The 13,166-nt window shown below is 74.7% G+C and carries 17 protein-coding genes; 11 read left to right on the top strand and 6 right to left on the bottom strand.

What is annotated here, in order from left to right; translation table 11 throughout:
- The first annotated feature begins 334 nt into the window (after positions 1-334).
- The 4 genes from IE329_RS22590 (at position 335) to IE329_RS22605 (ending at position 4,040) form a co-directional block, all read left to right on the top strand.
- Entirely contained in the window at positions 335-1,696 is a 1,362-nt protein-coding gene (locus IE329_RS22590) for an MFS transporter (protein WP_190212817.1), read from the top strand.
- 175 nt (positions 1,697-1,871) lie between these two features.
- On the top strand, positions 1,872-2,396 hold the full coding sequence (locus IE329_RS22595; RefSeq protein WP_190212775.1) for a hypothetical protein: 525 nt from the start codon (positions 1,872-1,874) through the stop codon (positions 2,394-2,396).
- An 11-nt stretch (positions 2,397-2,407) separates the two neighbouring features.
- The gene (locus tag IE329_RS22600; protein ID WP_190212776.1) at positions 2,408-3,175 is read left to right on the top strand and encodes a futalosine hydrolase; all 768 of its coding nucleotides are present in this window, start codon (positions 2,408-2,410) and stop codon (positions 3,173-3,175) included.
- Entirely contained in the window at positions 3,168-4,040 is an 873-nt protein-coding gene (locus tag IE329_RS22605; protein WP_190212777.1) for a 1,4-dihydroxy-6-naphthoate synthase, read from the top strand. The genes IE329_RS22600 and IE329_RS22605 overlap by 8 nt, the downstream gene beginning before the upstream one ends.
- 38 nt (positions 4,041-4,078) lie before the next feature.
- Here the strand turns inward: IE329_RS22605 and IE329_RS22610 are convergent, their stop codons facing one another.
- Positions 4,079-4,462 (bottom strand): cold-shock protein, encoded by a 384-nt coding sequence (locus IE329_RS22610; protein WP_073924044.1) that lies wholly within the window; start codon positions 4,460-4,462, stop codon positions 4,079-4,081.
- Between the two features lie 588 nt (positions 4,463-5,050).
- Between IE329_RS22610 and IE329_RS22615 the strand changes: the two genes are divergently transcribed.
- On the top strand, positions 5,051-5,287 hold the full coding sequence (locus IE329_RS22615) for a hypothetical protein (RefSeq protein ID WP_190212778.1): 237 nt from the start codon (positions 5,051-5,053) through the stop codon (positions 5,285-5,287).
- Positions 5,288-5,365: 78 nt separating this feature from the next.
- Here the strand turns inward: IE329_RS22615 and IE329_RS22620 are convergent, their stop codons facing one another.
- Complete coding sequence (locus IE329_RS22620; protein WP_190212779.1) at positions 5,366-6,052, bottom strand: HAD family hydrolase; 687 nt, start codon at positions 6,050-6,052, stop codon at positions 5,366-5,368.
- Between the two features lie 182 nt (positions 6,053-6,234).
- On the opposite strand from IE329_RS22620, the gene IE329_RS22625 reads away from it, so the two are divergent.
- From IE329_RS22625 to IE329_RS22640, 4 genes are read left to right on the top strand one after another with little or no spacing between them, the layout of a single operon-like run.
- Positions 6,235-7,263 (top strand): FecCD family ABC transporter permease, encoded by a 1,029-nt coding sequence (locus tag IE329_RS22625; protein WP_190212780.1) that lies wholly within the window; start codon positions 6,235-6,237, stop codon positions 7,261-7,263.
- Positions 7,260-8,309, top strand: a complete 1,050-nt coding sequence (locus tag IE329_RS22630) for a FecCD family ABC transporter permease (protein WP_190212781.1) — start codon at positions 7,260-7,262, stop codon at positions 8,307-8,309. Before IE329_RS22625 ends, IE329_RS22630 begins: the two co-directional genes overlap by 4 nt.
- On the top strand, positions 8,309-9,172 hold the full coding sequence (locus IE329_RS22635; protein WP_190212782.1) for an ABC transporter ATP-binding protein: 864 nt from the start codon (positions 8,309-8,311) through the stop codon (positions 9,170-9,172). The genes IE329_RS22630 and IE329_RS22635 overlap by 1 nt, the downstream gene beginning before the upstream one ends.
- A gap of 48 nt (positions 9,173-9,220) precedes the next feature.
- Positions 9,221-10,129 (top strand): iron-siderophore ABC transporter substrate-binding protein, encoded by a 909-nt coding sequence (locus IE329_RS22640; protein ID WP_190212783.1) that lies wholly within the window; start codon positions 9,221-9,223, stop codon positions 10,127-10,129.
- A gap of 21 nt (positions 10,130-10,150) precedes the next feature.
- Here the strand turns inward: IE329_RS22640 and IE329_RS22645 are convergent, their stop codons facing one another.
- From IE329_RS22645 to IE329_RS22655, 3 genes are all read right to left on the bottom strand, one after another.
- On the bottom strand, positions 10,151-10,459 hold the full coding sequence (locus IE329_RS22645) for a hypothetical protein (protein WP_190212784.1): 309 nt from the start codon (positions 10,457-10,459) through the stop codon (positions 10,151-10,153).
- Positions 10,456-10,695, bottom strand: a complete 240-nt coding sequence (locus IE329_RS22650) for a hypothetical protein (protein ID WP_190212785.1) — start codon at positions 10,693-10,695, stop codon at positions 10,456-10,458. Before IE329_RS22650 ends, IE329_RS22645 begins: the two co-directional genes overlap by 4 nt.
- A gap of 73 nt (positions 10,696-10,768) precedes the next feature.
- Entirely contained in the window at positions 10,769-11,182 is a 414-nt protein-coding gene (locus tag IE329_RS22655; RefSeq protein ID WP_190212786.1) for an ATP-binding protein, read from the bottom strand.
- A 287-nt stretch (positions 11,183-11,469) separates the two neighbouring features.
- Between IE329_RS22655 and IE329_RS22660 the strand changes: the two genes are divergently transcribed.
- Positions 11,470-12,336, top strand: coding sequence for a helix-turn-helix domain-containing protein (locus IE329_RS22660; RefSeq protein ID WP_190212787.1), 867 nt, complete (start codon positions 11,470-11,472; stop codon positions 12,334-12,336).
- The gene (locus tag IE329_RS22665) at positions 12,329-12,532 is read left to right on the top strand and encodes a DUF397 domain-containing protein (protein WP_190212788.1); all 204 of its coding nucleotides are present in this window, start codon (positions 12,329-12,331) and stop codon (positions 12,530-12,532) included. Before IE329_RS22660 ends, IE329_RS22665 begins: the two co-directional genes overlap by 8 nt.
- 39 nt (positions 12,533-12,571) lie before the next feature.
- On the opposite strand, the gene IE329_RS22670 is transcribed toward IE329_RS22665, so the two are convergent.
- On the bottom strand, positions 12,572-12,889 hold the full coding sequence (locus IE329_RS22670) for a hypothetical protein (RefSeq protein ID WP_190212789.1): 318 nt from the start codon (positions 12,887-12,889) through the stop codon (positions 12,572-12,574).
- Positions 12,890-13,166: the final 277 nt, after the last annotated feature.

Raw genomic sequence — 13,166 nt, forward strand, 5'->3', positions numbered from 1 at the left:
GGGTTTCTCGGGCAGGATGGCCTATGTGGCGGAAGAAGACCCGTCGCAGCACGCACGGCACGCCTCGCAGGCCGGCAGCCCCGACGAGTCGGCCGCCGTGCCGCGACAACAGCCCCAGGTCCTCCCTGCGGACGGCGAAGAGCCGCAGCCGGTGGACGGTTCGCCGCCGCCCGGCGCCGGTGCCGCGGGCGCCCGCCACGGCGACGCCGCCGGGGAGGCCGGGCCGCCCGCTCCGCCGGGGCAGGACGGGCAGGAGGGCCGGGCGGGGCAGGACCGCGCAGCGGAGGCCGGGCCCGGACCCGACGAGGACGAACTCCCCGGCAGCCGTAACTTCCTGGTCCGCGGCGCCTCCGCCGCCGGGCTGCGGACCGGCCGGGTGGTGCACGGCACCGGCCGGCGGATCCGGAAGGCCACCTCGGCCGAGGGCGCCGGCGAGTCCGGGCTCGCCAAGCTGATCGAGCTGCACGCGCTGAACTCCTTCGGCGACATGCTGATCACCATCGCGCTGGCCTCCACGATCTTCTTCTCGGTGCCCACCGGCGAGGCCCGCGGCCGGGTCGGGCTCTACCTGCTGATCACCATGGCACCGTTCGCGCTGCTGGCCCCGGTGATCGGCCCGCTGCTGGACCGGCTGCCGCACGGCCGCCGGGCCGCGATGGCCACCTCGATGCTGGCCCGCGCCGTGCTGGCCTGGACGATGGCGGGCACCGTGGTGGGCGGCGGCATCGCGCTGTACCCGGAGGCCCTCGGCGTCCTGGTGGCGTCCAAGGCGTACGGGGTGGTGCGCAGCGTCGTGGTGCCCCGGCTGCTGCCGAGCCGGCTGTCGCTGGTGAAGGCGAACTCCCGGGTCACCCTGGCCGGGCTGCTGGCCACCTTCGTCGGCGCGCCGATCGGCGCGGGGCTGCACCTGATCGGCCCCGGCTGGCCGCTGCGCGGCGCCTTCCTGGTCTTCGTGGTCGGCACCCTGATGGCCTTCCACCTGCCGCACAAGGTGGACTCGGCGAAGGGCGAGCAGCGGGCCGTGCTGCACGCCGACGACCAGCCGCACGGCCACCTGCACCTGCACCCGCAGCCGCCGCCGAAGGCCCAGCCGAAGGCCAATCTGCGGACCGTCGGACCGTCGGTGATCCTCGCCCTGCGGGCGGTGGCCACGCTCCGCTGGCTGGTGGGCTTCCTGGTGATGTTCCTGGCCTTCCTGCTCCGGGACGACCCGATCGGCGGACTGCAGCCGACCGTCGCGCTGGGCCTGGTCGCGGTGGCGGCCGGCACCGGCAACGCCCTCGGCTCGGTGCTCGGCTCCTGGCTGCGCACCCGGCGCTCGGAGACGATCGTCACCGCGATGCTGCTGGTGGCGACGCTGGCCGCCGGCGCGGCCGCGCTCTGGTACGGGGTGCTGACGGTGGTGGCGGTCGCCGCGGCGGCCGGGATGGCGGCCTCGCTGGGCAAGCTGGCCCTGGACGCGCTGATCCAGCGGGACGTCCCCGAGTCCGTCCGGACGTCGGCGTTCGCCCGTTCGGAGACCCTGCTGCAGCTGAGCTGGGTGGCGGGCGGCGCGCTGGGCATCACCATGCCGCTGAACGGCGCGCTGGGCCTGTCGGTGGCGGCGGGGGTGGTCGGCCTGGTCCTGCTGTGGACGGTCCGGTCGCTGTTCCGGATCGGGCTGCGCCGCCGGCCCGCGACCGCCAAGGTGGCCTGAGCGGGCCCGCCGCGGCCACCCGGCCCGGGGCCGCCGCAACCGCGACCGCGGCCACCGCGCGCGGACCGGCCGGCGACCGCCCGGCAGGCCCCGGCCGGCCCGCGCGACGGCGGGACAACACGCGGTGGCCGACCCCGGCGTAGCGTGATCGGCAAAGCCCGGTAGCCTCTCTGCCATGAGCCTCAGCACCCGTGTCATCGCCGCAGTCGGCGCCGTCGTCGTGATCGGCGCCGGCACGGTCGGCGGGTCCATCGCGTACGCGACCGGCCAGGACCAGCCCAGTGACAAGCGCGTCACCGTGACCGTCGGCCGCTCCTCGCAGGAGATCGACCGCCCGTTCTGCGGCGGCACCGGTACCGCGATGACCGAGAACGAGCAGGCGGACTGCCAGACCAAGGCCAAGGAGGCCCTGGCCGACGGCAAGATCCCGTCCTCCGACGTGGTCGCCAGCGACCGGATCGGCGTCGGCGTGACCCCCCAGGTGGCCGACAAGGGCTGGTTCGCGTTCACCAACGGCGGCCAGCAGGGCCAGTTCAGCCTGGCGAACGCCAACAAGGGCCAGACCTGGTCCGGCTCGGTGCCCGCGTCGACCGCGCTCTCGGCGACCGGCAAGACCCTGCTCACCGTGGTCGAGTCGGACCCGAAGACCCAGGACATCTACGCGGTCTGGTACTTCCAGCTGACGACCCAGGACGCCTGACCGCACCCGCGGTGACCACCCGAACGAGCGACACCGGGCAGCCGGGCCTCCCGCAGGCCCGGCTGCTCGTCGTGGTCGCGGTCGAGCCCGAGGCCGAGGCGGTGCTGCGCGGCCTGGGTGACGACGCCCGGCCGCCTTCGGTGCCGCTGCCCGGCGGCGTCCTGCACCGCGCGCGGCGGGCCGGTACCGGGATCGACGTGCTGGCCGCCGGGGTGGGGCCCGCCGCGGCCGCCGCCGGCGCCGCCACCGCCCTGGCGCTGCACCGCTACGACCTGGTGGTCCCGGCCGGGATCGCCGGCGGCTTCGCCCCGTACGCCCCGGTCGGCTCGGTGGTGGTCGCGGACGCGATCGTCGCCGCCGACCTGGGCGCCGAGACGCCCGAGGGCTTCGCCGACGTCACCGCGCTGGGCTTCGGCACCGTCCGGCACACCCCGCCGCCGGCCGCCGTCCTGGCCACCGCCGGGGCGCTGCGGGCGGCCGGCCTGGCCGTCGCCACCGGCGCCGTGCTCACCGTCTCCACCGTCACCGGCAGCGCCGGCCGGGCCGCCGAGCTGGCCGCCCGGCACCCCGGCGCGGCCGCCGAGGCGATGGAGGGCTTCGGCGTGGCCGAGGCCGCCGCCCGGCACGGCCTGCCGGCGCTGGAGGTCCGTACCGTGTCCAACGCGGTGGGCCCGCGCGACCGCTCGGCCTGGCGGATCGGCGAGGCACTGGCCGCGCTGGCCGGGGCGTTCGCCGCCCTGCCGTACCCGGAGCTGCTCAAGGAGGTCCCCCGTGGCTGAGCCCCTGCGCATCGCCTACTCCCCCTGCCCGAACGACACCTTCGTCTTCCACGCCTGGGCGCACGGCCTGGTGCCCGGCGCCGACGCGCCCGAGGTGACCTTCGCGGACATCGACGTCACCAACGGCCTGGCCGCACGGAGCGGGCCCCGCGGGACGGAGGCCGGGGCAGAGCTCGACGTGCTGAAGATCAGCTACGGCGCGCTGCCCTGGGTGCTGGACGAGTACGCGCTGCTGCCCTGCGGCGGGGCGCTGGGGCGGGGCTGCGGCCCGCTGGTGCTCACCCGCCCGGACGCGCCGGACGACCTGAGCGGGAAGACCGTCGCGGTGCCGTCCGAGCGCTCCACCGCCTACCTGCTGTTCCGGATCTGGGCCGCCCGGGCGGTGCCGGGCGGCCTGGGCGAGGTGGTGGTGCTGCCGTTCGACGAGATCATGCCCGCCGTGCGGGACGGCCGGGTGGACGCCGGCCTGGTGATCCACGAGGCCCGCTTCACCTACCAGGAGTACGGCCTGCGCAAGCTCGCCGACATGGGCGAGGCCTGGGAGCAGGACACCGGCCTGCCGATCCCGCTCGGCGCGATCGTCGCCCGCCGCTCGCTCGGCGCGCAGCGGCTGCGGGAGATCGCGGAGACCGTCCGGGCGTCCGTCCGGCAGGCCTGGGCGGACCCGGCCGCCAGCCGCGGGTACGTGCTGGCGCACTCCCAGGAGATGGACCCGGCCGTCGCCGACCAGCACATCGGGCTGTACGTCAACGAGTTCACCGCGGACCTCGGCGAGGAGGGCTACGCCGCCGTGCGCGGCCTGCTCACCCGGGCCGCCGCCGAGGGACTCGTCCCCGCGCTCGGCCCGGGTGCGCTGGACTTCTGAGCCCCGGCGCGGACGCCGGGGGTCGGGGTCGGCCGGGGTCAGACGTCGAACTGGTCGGCGACCGCCCGCAGCAGCGCGGCCAGCTTCTGGCCGGTCGGCTTCGCCGGGTAGCGGCCGTGCTGGAGGCCCGGGAGCACCGCGTCCAGGGTGGTGATGAGGTCCTGGACGATCGGCGCCATGTCGTCGGCGCTCTTGCGCTGGGCGGCGGCCACCGACGGCAGCGCCTCCAGCAGCGTCACGGACATCGCCTGGTCACCGCGGTGGCCGGCGACCACGCCGAACTCCACCCGCTGGCCCGGCTTGAGCACGGTGACACCGGTGGGCAGCGCCTTGGTGTGGACGAAGACCTCGCCGCCGTCGTCGCGCGACAGAAAGCCGTAGCCCTTCGTCTCGTTGAACCACTTGACCTGGCCGGTGGGCATCTCGAACAGTCCTCGGTGTGGGTGTGAAGGACCCCGGCGCGCGGGGATCCCTGGATGGATGACGCTGGACGAACGGTCTGGGTGAGCGCTGCGGACGGCTCCGGGTGACGGCGGGCCGGGATCGGCCCGTACCGCGCGGCAACCCGCTTCCGGCGCCCCGCCGGAGCAGACTAACGGTCTGTCACGGCCTCGGGTCCGCGGCGTGGGCCCGTTCTCGTACCGCGGGCCCCGGCGCGAGTCTGGCGGACGGGGCCGGACCGGGCCCGGCCTGGCCGGACCGCGACATGGCGCTGTCCACTGGCTCACACCCCCGGCCGGAAAGCGGGACACACCTGACGCGCCCCGTGCAGTGGCTGCATACCCCCGCCCAGCAGCGATCAAAACTCCCAGCGCCCGTGAAACTGCGCAACGTGACGGGCCTCTCCCTCCGGCGTTCCCCGCCGTTCCCCCGTCGCTCCCCCGCCGTTCCCGGCCGGCCCGCCGTACCGGGCCGCCCTTCGCGGCGACACCCCGGACGCCCCGCCCGGGACGCCCGGACCCTCTGCGACACTGGGGCCGTACGCCACGCCACGTCCGAGGAGCAGTCCAGTGAGCAGCCAGCGCGCCGACCGCAGCGACACGTACGTCCGGGCGGGCGCGATCGTCTTCGCGGTGGGGGCGGTCGCCACCCTGGTGACCTTCGTCCCGCTGTTCTTCCACCTGACGCCGCTGCCGACCGCCGCGTACTGGCTCAGCATGCTGATGCCGCTCGGCTTCCTGCTCGCCCTGGTGGGGATGCTCAGCTCGGCCCGCTCCCAGCGCCGCCGGGCCGCCGCGACCGACTGACGGGGCCGCCGGCAGGCCTGCGGGCTCACGAGCCGGCGGGCCGGCCTCCCCGGCGGCCCTGCCGGGCGGTGCCGGCCGCTACCGGGCGAGGTGCCCGGCCAGCCAGTCCGGGAACTCGGTGAGGTCCGCCAGCACCACGTCCGCGCCGGCCGCCAGCAGTTCCTCCGCGGTGTACGGGCCGGTGGCCACGCCGACCGCCACCGCCCCGGCCCGGATCGCGCCGCGGACGTCGCCCAGGTGGTCCCCGACGTACACGGTGGCGCCGTGCTCGCGCAGCGCGTCGCCCTTGCCCTCCGCCCAGAGGTCGCCGACCAGCACGTCGGCGTGCAGGGCCGCGTGCTCCAGGTGCAGCAGGGCGTTCGGCTCGTACTTCCCGGTGATCACGGCCACCCGGCCGCCGGCCGCGCGGACCGCCTCGACCGCCGCGTGGGCGCCGGGCAGCGCCACCGTCGGGGCGAAGGCCAGCTCCCGGTACAGCTCCCGGTACCGGGCGGCGACCGCCGGCACCTCCGCCTCCGGGAACCAGTTGCGCAGCTCGTGGGTGAGCGGCGGGCCGAGCCGGGTGGTCACCAGGTCGCCGTCGACGTACGTGCCGGTCTCGGCCGACAGGGCCTGGTAGGTGGCCTTGATGCCGGGCCGGGTGTCCAGCAGCGTCATGTCGAGGTCGAAGCCGACGGTCAGCGGGCCGGCGGCGGCCGCTGCGGAGGCGGCGGGCGAGGTCACGACCGAGGGGGAGACCGCGGCTGCGGCGGGCGTCGAGGGCATGCCGCCAGGCTATGCCACCCCTGGTCCGGGGCCTGGTCCGCCCCGTCGCCCACGCCGAACTTAGCGTTGCCTAAGCTGTTGGCGGTCCCTCTCCCCCGAGCCCCACGCCCGGGCGGGGCCACCCCGGCCGGTCGCCGGGGAAGCCCCTGGACGACGCCCCGGGGAGGAGCAGGAAGGGACCCATGACCGACACCACCGCGCCCGGCAAGCTGCGCCTGCTGCGCCGGCGCATACTCTGGCTCGCCGCCGCGCTGGCCGTGCTGGCCGCCGCCGTACTGCTGAGCCTGACCGTCGGCAGCCGCGGCATCCCGCTCGGCGAGACCGTCGCCGCCCTGCTGCACGGCGGGGACACCACCAACGCCGTGGTCGTCCGCGAACTGCGGGTGCCGCGCACCGTGGTCGGCCTGGCGGTCGGCGCGGCGCTCGGGCCGGCCGGCACCGTGATGCAGGGCATCACCCGCAACCCGATCGCCGACCCCGGCATCCTCGGCGTCAGCCAGGGCGCGGCGGCCGGCGTGGTGGTCGCGATCTCCGCCTTCGGGGTGACCTCGCTCACCGGGTACGTCTGGTTCGGCTTCGCCGGCGCGGCGCTCGCCGCCGTCCTGGTGCACACCCTGGCCGGGCGCGGCCGGGGCGGCGCGACACCGGTCAAGCTGGCCCTGGCCGGGGCCGCGATGTCGGCGTTCATCGCCTCGCTCAACACCCTGGTGCTCACCACCGACGCCGCCACCATGGACCAGTTCCGGTTCTGGCAGGTCGGATCGCTCTCCGGGCGGACCGCCGACGTCGCCTGGCAGCTGCTGCCGTTCCTGCTGGCCGGCCTGCTGCTGGTGTTCGCGGTCGCCCGCGGCCTGGACGCGCTGGCGCTCGGCGAGGACACCGCCAAGGGCCTCGGGGCCAGGACCGGACTGGTCCGCGCCACCGGCGCACTCGGCGCGACCGTGCTGACCGGCTCGGCGGTCGCCGCCGCCGGCCCGGTCGCCTTCGTCGGCCTGGCCGTCCCGCACGCGGCCCGCGCCCTGGTCGGCGCCGACCACCGCTGGGTGCTCACCCTCTCGGCCGTGCTCGGCCCCGCCCTGCTGCTGCTCGCGGACGCCCTCGGCCGGGTGCTCTTCCCGCCGTCCGAGGTGCCCGCCGGGGTGATGACCGCCCTGGTCGGCGTCCCCGTGCTGGTCGTGCTGGTCCGCCGTCGCACGGTGGTGGCCGCGTGAGCGCCGCCACCGTGCCCGCCGGCTACCGCGTGCTGCGGGCCGGCCCCGCGTCCTTCCTGCTGCACCGGCGCTCGGCGCTGGCCGCGGCCGGACTGCTGCTGCTGCTCGCCGCCGCCGTGGTCGCCTCGCTCTGCCTGGGCGAGTCCACCGTGTCGCCGGCCGAGGTGCTCAAGGTCGTCACGGGCCGGCCCAGCCCGCACGAGCTGGTGGTCGGCGAGTTCCGGCTGCCCCGGGTGCAGGTCGGGCTGCTGGCCGGGCTCGCCCTCGGGCTGGCCGGCGCGCTGATCCAGACCGTCGCCCGCAACCCGCTGGCCAGCCCGGACGTCGTCGGCGTCTCGCACGGGGCGGCGGCCCTGGTGGTCGGCCTGCTGGCCTACGCGGTGGTCGGCTCCACCGGCCAGGTGCCGTACGCGGCGGTCGGCGGCGGGCTGGTCGCCGGGCTGCTGGTCTACGCGCTGGCCTGGCGCGGCGGCCTGCACGCCCAGCGCTTCGTGCTGATCGGCATCGGGATCAGCGTCGCGCTGTCCTCGCTGACCACCGTCTTCCTCACCAAGGGCGACGGCCTGCAGGCCCAGCAGGCGAAGGTCTGGATGACCGGCAGCCTGAACGGCGCCGGGGACGCCCAGTCCGGCTGGCTGTCCTGGGTGCTGCTGGCGGCCCTGCCGGTGGCGCTCTGGGCGGCCCGGGCCCAGCGCAGCATCTCCTTCGACGACGCCACCGCGGTGGGCCTCGGCCTGCGGCTGAACCGCACCCGGGCCGGCATGGCGCTGCTCGGCATCGTGCTGGCCTCCTGCGCGGCCGGCGCCTGCGGGCCGGTGGACTTCGTCGCGCTGATGGCCCCGCAGATCGCCGTCCGGCTGGCCCGGTCGGCGCAGATCCCGCTGCTCTGCTCCGCCCTCACCGGGGCGGTGGTGGTCGTGCTCGCCGACCTGCTGGCCCGCCGGACGCTGGCGCCCGTCGAACTGCCGGTCGGTGTGGTCACCGGCCTGGTCGGCGCCCCGTACCTGATGTGGCTGCTGCTCCGATCCCGCCGTGGAGGCTCCTGATGACCGCGCCGAACACGCAGAACGCGCAGAGCGCGCGAGCCGCGCAGACCACGACCCCCGCCCACCGCCTGGAGGCCCGCGGGGTGACCCTCGCCTACGAGGCCCGGACGGTCGTCGAAGAGCTGGACCTCACCGTCCCCGACGGCCGGGTCACCGTCATCGTCGGCCCGAACGCCTGTGGCAAGTCCACCCTGCTGCGGGCCCTCGGGCGGCTGCTGAAGCCGGCCGGCGGGGCCGTCCTGCTGGACGGCGCCGAGCTGGCCCGGATCCCCACCAAGCAGATCGCCCGGCGGATCGGCCTGCTGCCGCAGTCGCCGGTCGCCCCCGAGGGCATCTCGGTGGCCGACCTGGTCTCGCGCGGCCGCCAGCCGCACCAGAGCTGGTGGCAGCAGTGGTCGGCCGAGGACGAGGAGGCGGTCACCGAGGCGCTGCTGCGCACCTCCACCACCGAGCTGGCCGACCGCAGCGTCGACGAGCTCTCCGGCGGGCAGCGCCAGCGGGCCTGGATCGCGATGGCCCTCGCCCAGGGCACCGACATCCTGCTGCTGGACGAGCCCACCACCTTCCTGGACATCGCCCACCAGGTGGAGGTGCTGGACCTGGTCCGGCGGCTGAACGTGGAGAAGGGCCGGACGGTGGTCGCCGTGCTGCACGACCTCAACCAGGCCGCCCGGTACGCCGACCACCTGGTCGCGATGCGCGGCGGGCGGATCGTCGCGCAGGGTCCGCCGGCCGAGATCGTGACCGCCGGGCTGGTCCGTGAGGTGTTCGGCCTGGACTCGGTGGTCGTCCCGGACCCGGTCACCGGCACACCGCTGGTGGTACCGGGCGCGCCCTGGGCGGGAAAGACCCGAGCGAGCTGACATTCCGGACATAATCGACGAACCGTCGACCGTGTCCGGGAGGTCCCGATGCCACCTCAGATCACCCGCCGGGCCCTGCTCGCCGGGCTCGGCGGAGCAGCCCTCGCGGCCTGCGCCGGGCCCGGGTCCGGCACGCCGACCGCCGACAGCGCCACCGACACCCCGCCGCCGGCCGGCCCGCGCGTGGTCACCCTCGACACCGCCGAACTCGACTCGGCGATGACCCTCGGCATCACCCCGGTCGGCGCCGCCCGGGCCCCGGCGGACAGCGGCCTGCCCGACTACTGGTCCGCCTCCCGGCTCGCGCAGATCACCCTGGTCGGCGAGGTCGGCTCCCCCGACACGGCCCTGATCAGGCGGCTGAAGCCGGACCTGATCCTCGGCAGCCAGGTCCGCGACGCCGCCCACTACGAGACCCTGCGCCGGATCGCGCCGACCCTGCTCACCGCGACCACCGGCCACCCCTGGAAGGCGAACTTCCAGCAGCACGCCCAGGCACTCGGCCGCCAGGCCGCCGCCGACGCGGTGACCGCCGCCTACCAGCGGCACACCGGCCAGGTCGCCGAGGCGCTCGGACCGTCCGGACGCCGGATCAGCCTGGTCCGCTTCGTCGAGAACGCCCCGGTCCGGCTGTACGCCCGGCAGAACTTCCTCGCCACCCTGCTCGACGACGTCCAACTGTCCCGCCCCGACCAGCAGAACGCCGCCCAGTTCGCGGTCGAGGTACCGGCCGACCAGATCGCCCGGGCGGACGGTGACGTCCTGCTGTACGCCGTCTACGGCGACCCGGACGCGGCCGGCGCCACCGCGACCCTGGCGAGCCCCGGCTGGCAGGCCCTCTCCGCCGTCAAGGCCCACCGCGCCTTCCCGGTCTCCGACCAGCTCTGGTTCCAGGGCATCGGCTACACCGGCGCCAACGCCGTCCTGGACGAGCTGCAGCACCTGCTGGGGGCCTGACCGGGCGCGGGCGGGCCGGGATCAGCCGGGTGCACCATGACGCCTGCGGTGACGGCCGGGCCGGGGGCGGGTGGCCGGTGCGCGGGTCTCGGGACCGAAGTGGCCGGCCTGGCGGGCGATCCAGGAGTATTCGTGGCCACCGTCCGGGAGTTGGCGCAGCTCCCAGCGGCCGTGGCGGGTGATCCGGGGCGGCGGGGCGGCGGGGTGCTCGTCGGGGTACGGCGCCGCCCGAAGCGTCGCGAGGACCCCGAGGGCCACGACCACGAGGGCGAGCACCAGGAGCGTCAACAGAGCCGCACCGACCAGAAAGCCGGCGGTCCCGCTCGTCATCGGTGCAGCCGGATCACGCGGGTGCCGAGGTGGGCGGCGAGGGCCTGCAACAGGTCCTCCGCCTGGTCGCGGGTGAGCGGCAGGGCGAGCTGCTCCCCCGGGGCGAGGGTGATGTCGAGATCGACGGCGCAGCGGAGCTGGACGGCGGCGTCCGGGACGCGCTCGACGGTCAGGTAGGGCACGGTGGTTCGTTCGACGTGCGTCGACTGCAGCACCAGTGGGATCAGGACGCCCATGGTCCACCTCGGTTCACGGCGGGGAACGGGACGGGGCGCGGGACATGGCGCGGGACGGGGCGGCGGTCGTCGGTCATGCGGCGGCGTCCAGCTCGAACCAGATGCTCTTGCCCGCCTTGCGGGGCGCGGTACCGAAACGGTGGGTGAGGGTGCGGACCAGGTGGAGTCCCCGGCCGGACAGCTCGTACGGGTCGGAGCAGGGCCGCTCCTCGGGGAGATCGGGACTGTCGTCGGAGACGGAGACCCGCAGCGTACGGTCGGCCAGCACGACCACCACCACGACGGGAGCCGGACTGCCCCCGTGCTTCCAGGCGTTGACGTACAGCTCGCAGAGGGCGAGGTCGGCGTCCTGGACGGCCTCCGGCGGCCAGCCGGCCAGGGCCATCGCCGCCCGCAGCTCCTCGCGGGCGGCGGACCAGTCGGGCGGCTCGGGAGACCGCGGCGCGTGAGGCGCTCGGGGCGGTTCGGGCAGGTTGCAGGCAGGCATGGGAGACCTCCGTGCGGAAGGGGGTGAGGTACGCGTCGGCGGGTTCGTCGCCGTGAGCCAGGCCGGACGTGGCTGCTCTGCGGTGCGGGGCGGCAGATGGCTGCTGCCTTGGAATCAGGCGTTACTGACGATCCGTCTGATCGACGCAGAACGACCATAGCGCAGCTCTGTATCCAAATTTCCACTCATTCTGGATGTTCCCCCTACCGGGGTACCGGAGCCTCAAATGGACCGCTGCGCGATCGGCGCGGCAGACTTGGGCCCGGTCCTTGCCCTGGAAGGAAGCCATGCCTCCACGCACCTCCCCAACCCTCCGCCAGCGCAGGCTCGGCGCCGAGCTCCGCAGGATGCGAGAACAGGCCGGCTTCGGTGGCACTCAGCTCGGCCGCCTTGTCGGGATGAACCCCGCCCAAGTGACGCAGATGGAATCGGCCAGGATCGGCATCAGCGTGGAGCGCCTGCGGACGATCGCCGCAGCTTGTATGTGCGTCAACCAGCCGCTGATCGACGGGCTCGCCGACATCATCACGGAACGAGGGAGGATCGGCTGGTGGGAGGCCTACCGCGACACGCTGTCGACGGACTTTCTCGAAGTCGCAGAGCTTGAGGCGGATGCGCGGCGACTCTCGTCCTACACGATCACCTTCGTGCCCGGCCTACTTCAGACCGGCACCTACGCTTCGGCCGTCTTCTCCCAGGCCTACCCACCCCTCCCCCGACACGAGGTCGATCTCAGAACGGCCTTTCGGATTCAGCGGCAACACACTGTCCGCTCCGGTGCAACGCCGTACTCGGCATTCATCCACGAAGCAGCGCTGCGGATGCAGTTCAGCGGCCGCCAGGTTCGTACCGATCAGCTCGGCTCTCTCATCGAGGACTCCGAGGCGCCGGGCATCTCGGTTCGAGTGCTGCCGTTCGAGATCGCCGGCCTGCCGAGCCCCATCGAGAACTTCACCTATGCCGAAGGGCCGATCCCGGACCTGGACACGCTGCAGACGGACACAGGCTTCGGCTGCCAGCTGCTCGACGCTCCAGCCCATGTGGCAAGGTTCCGGGTCATCCTCGCCCAGTTGGAAGCGACTGCCCTCTCGGCCGAGGAGTCCCGCGACTTCATACGGTCCATGAAAAAGGAGATGGAAAGCAAGCATGCCTAGCCCCGAGTGGCAGAAGTCCAGCTACTCCGCCGCACATGACGACTGCGTCGAGGTCCGCACCGTCGACGGCCTGGTGGAACTCCGCGAGTCCGACGACGGCGAGATCGTCGTCCGCACCACCCCCGCCAAGTTCGCCAAGTTCCTCCTGGGCGTCAAGGCCGGCGAGTTCGACGACTACGCCGACTTCGGCGCCTGACGACACCGGCCGAGGGCTGCCCGGTCATCGGTCTTCGGCTCAGGCGGTACGCAGTCGGTCGCCCGGTGACGGGAGACCGGGGGGAACGTAGCCGTCGCCGTCCTTGGGGTCACCGGCGTTCAGGCCTGGGCGCAGTTGGTCCGGCAGGAGGACGACCCGGGCCGTTTCGGACAGGCTGCGGGGGAGCTCGGCGGGGCCGATCCAGCGGTCGCCGTCCTCGATCCGGCGGTCCTCCTGTCGCGCGACGACGGTGCTGCACAGCAGCACGACGTCCGCCGCGTCCACCGCGCACAGCGCGACCTCCACGACGACTTCGGGCAGGTCGCCCGTGGCGGTGCTGCGGAAACTGACGTGCACGCCGTTTCCCCGCTCCGGGACCTGCGGATGCGGACCGACCTGCCAGTCGGTGACCCTGATGGTGAGGGGGTACACCCTGTTCCCGCGCACCACGGTGACCTCCCCGGCCGCGGCACCGGGACTGCGCTTCGCGGGCTCCCCGCCCGCGGGGAAGCAGCCGGCGAGGGTGATCGCTGCGCACGCGGCCGTCGCGGTCCGTACTGCTCCCCCGACATGACGCCGAGTCTGCCGTTGCACCCTGGTTCCCCTTCGATCCGCCTTCGCGACCTGATGATCG

Source organism: Kitasatospora indigofera, assembly GCF_014655955.1.
Classification (GTDB): Bacteria; Actinomycetota; Actinomycetes; order Streptomycetales; family Streptomycetaceae; genus Kitasatospora; species Kitasatospora indigofera.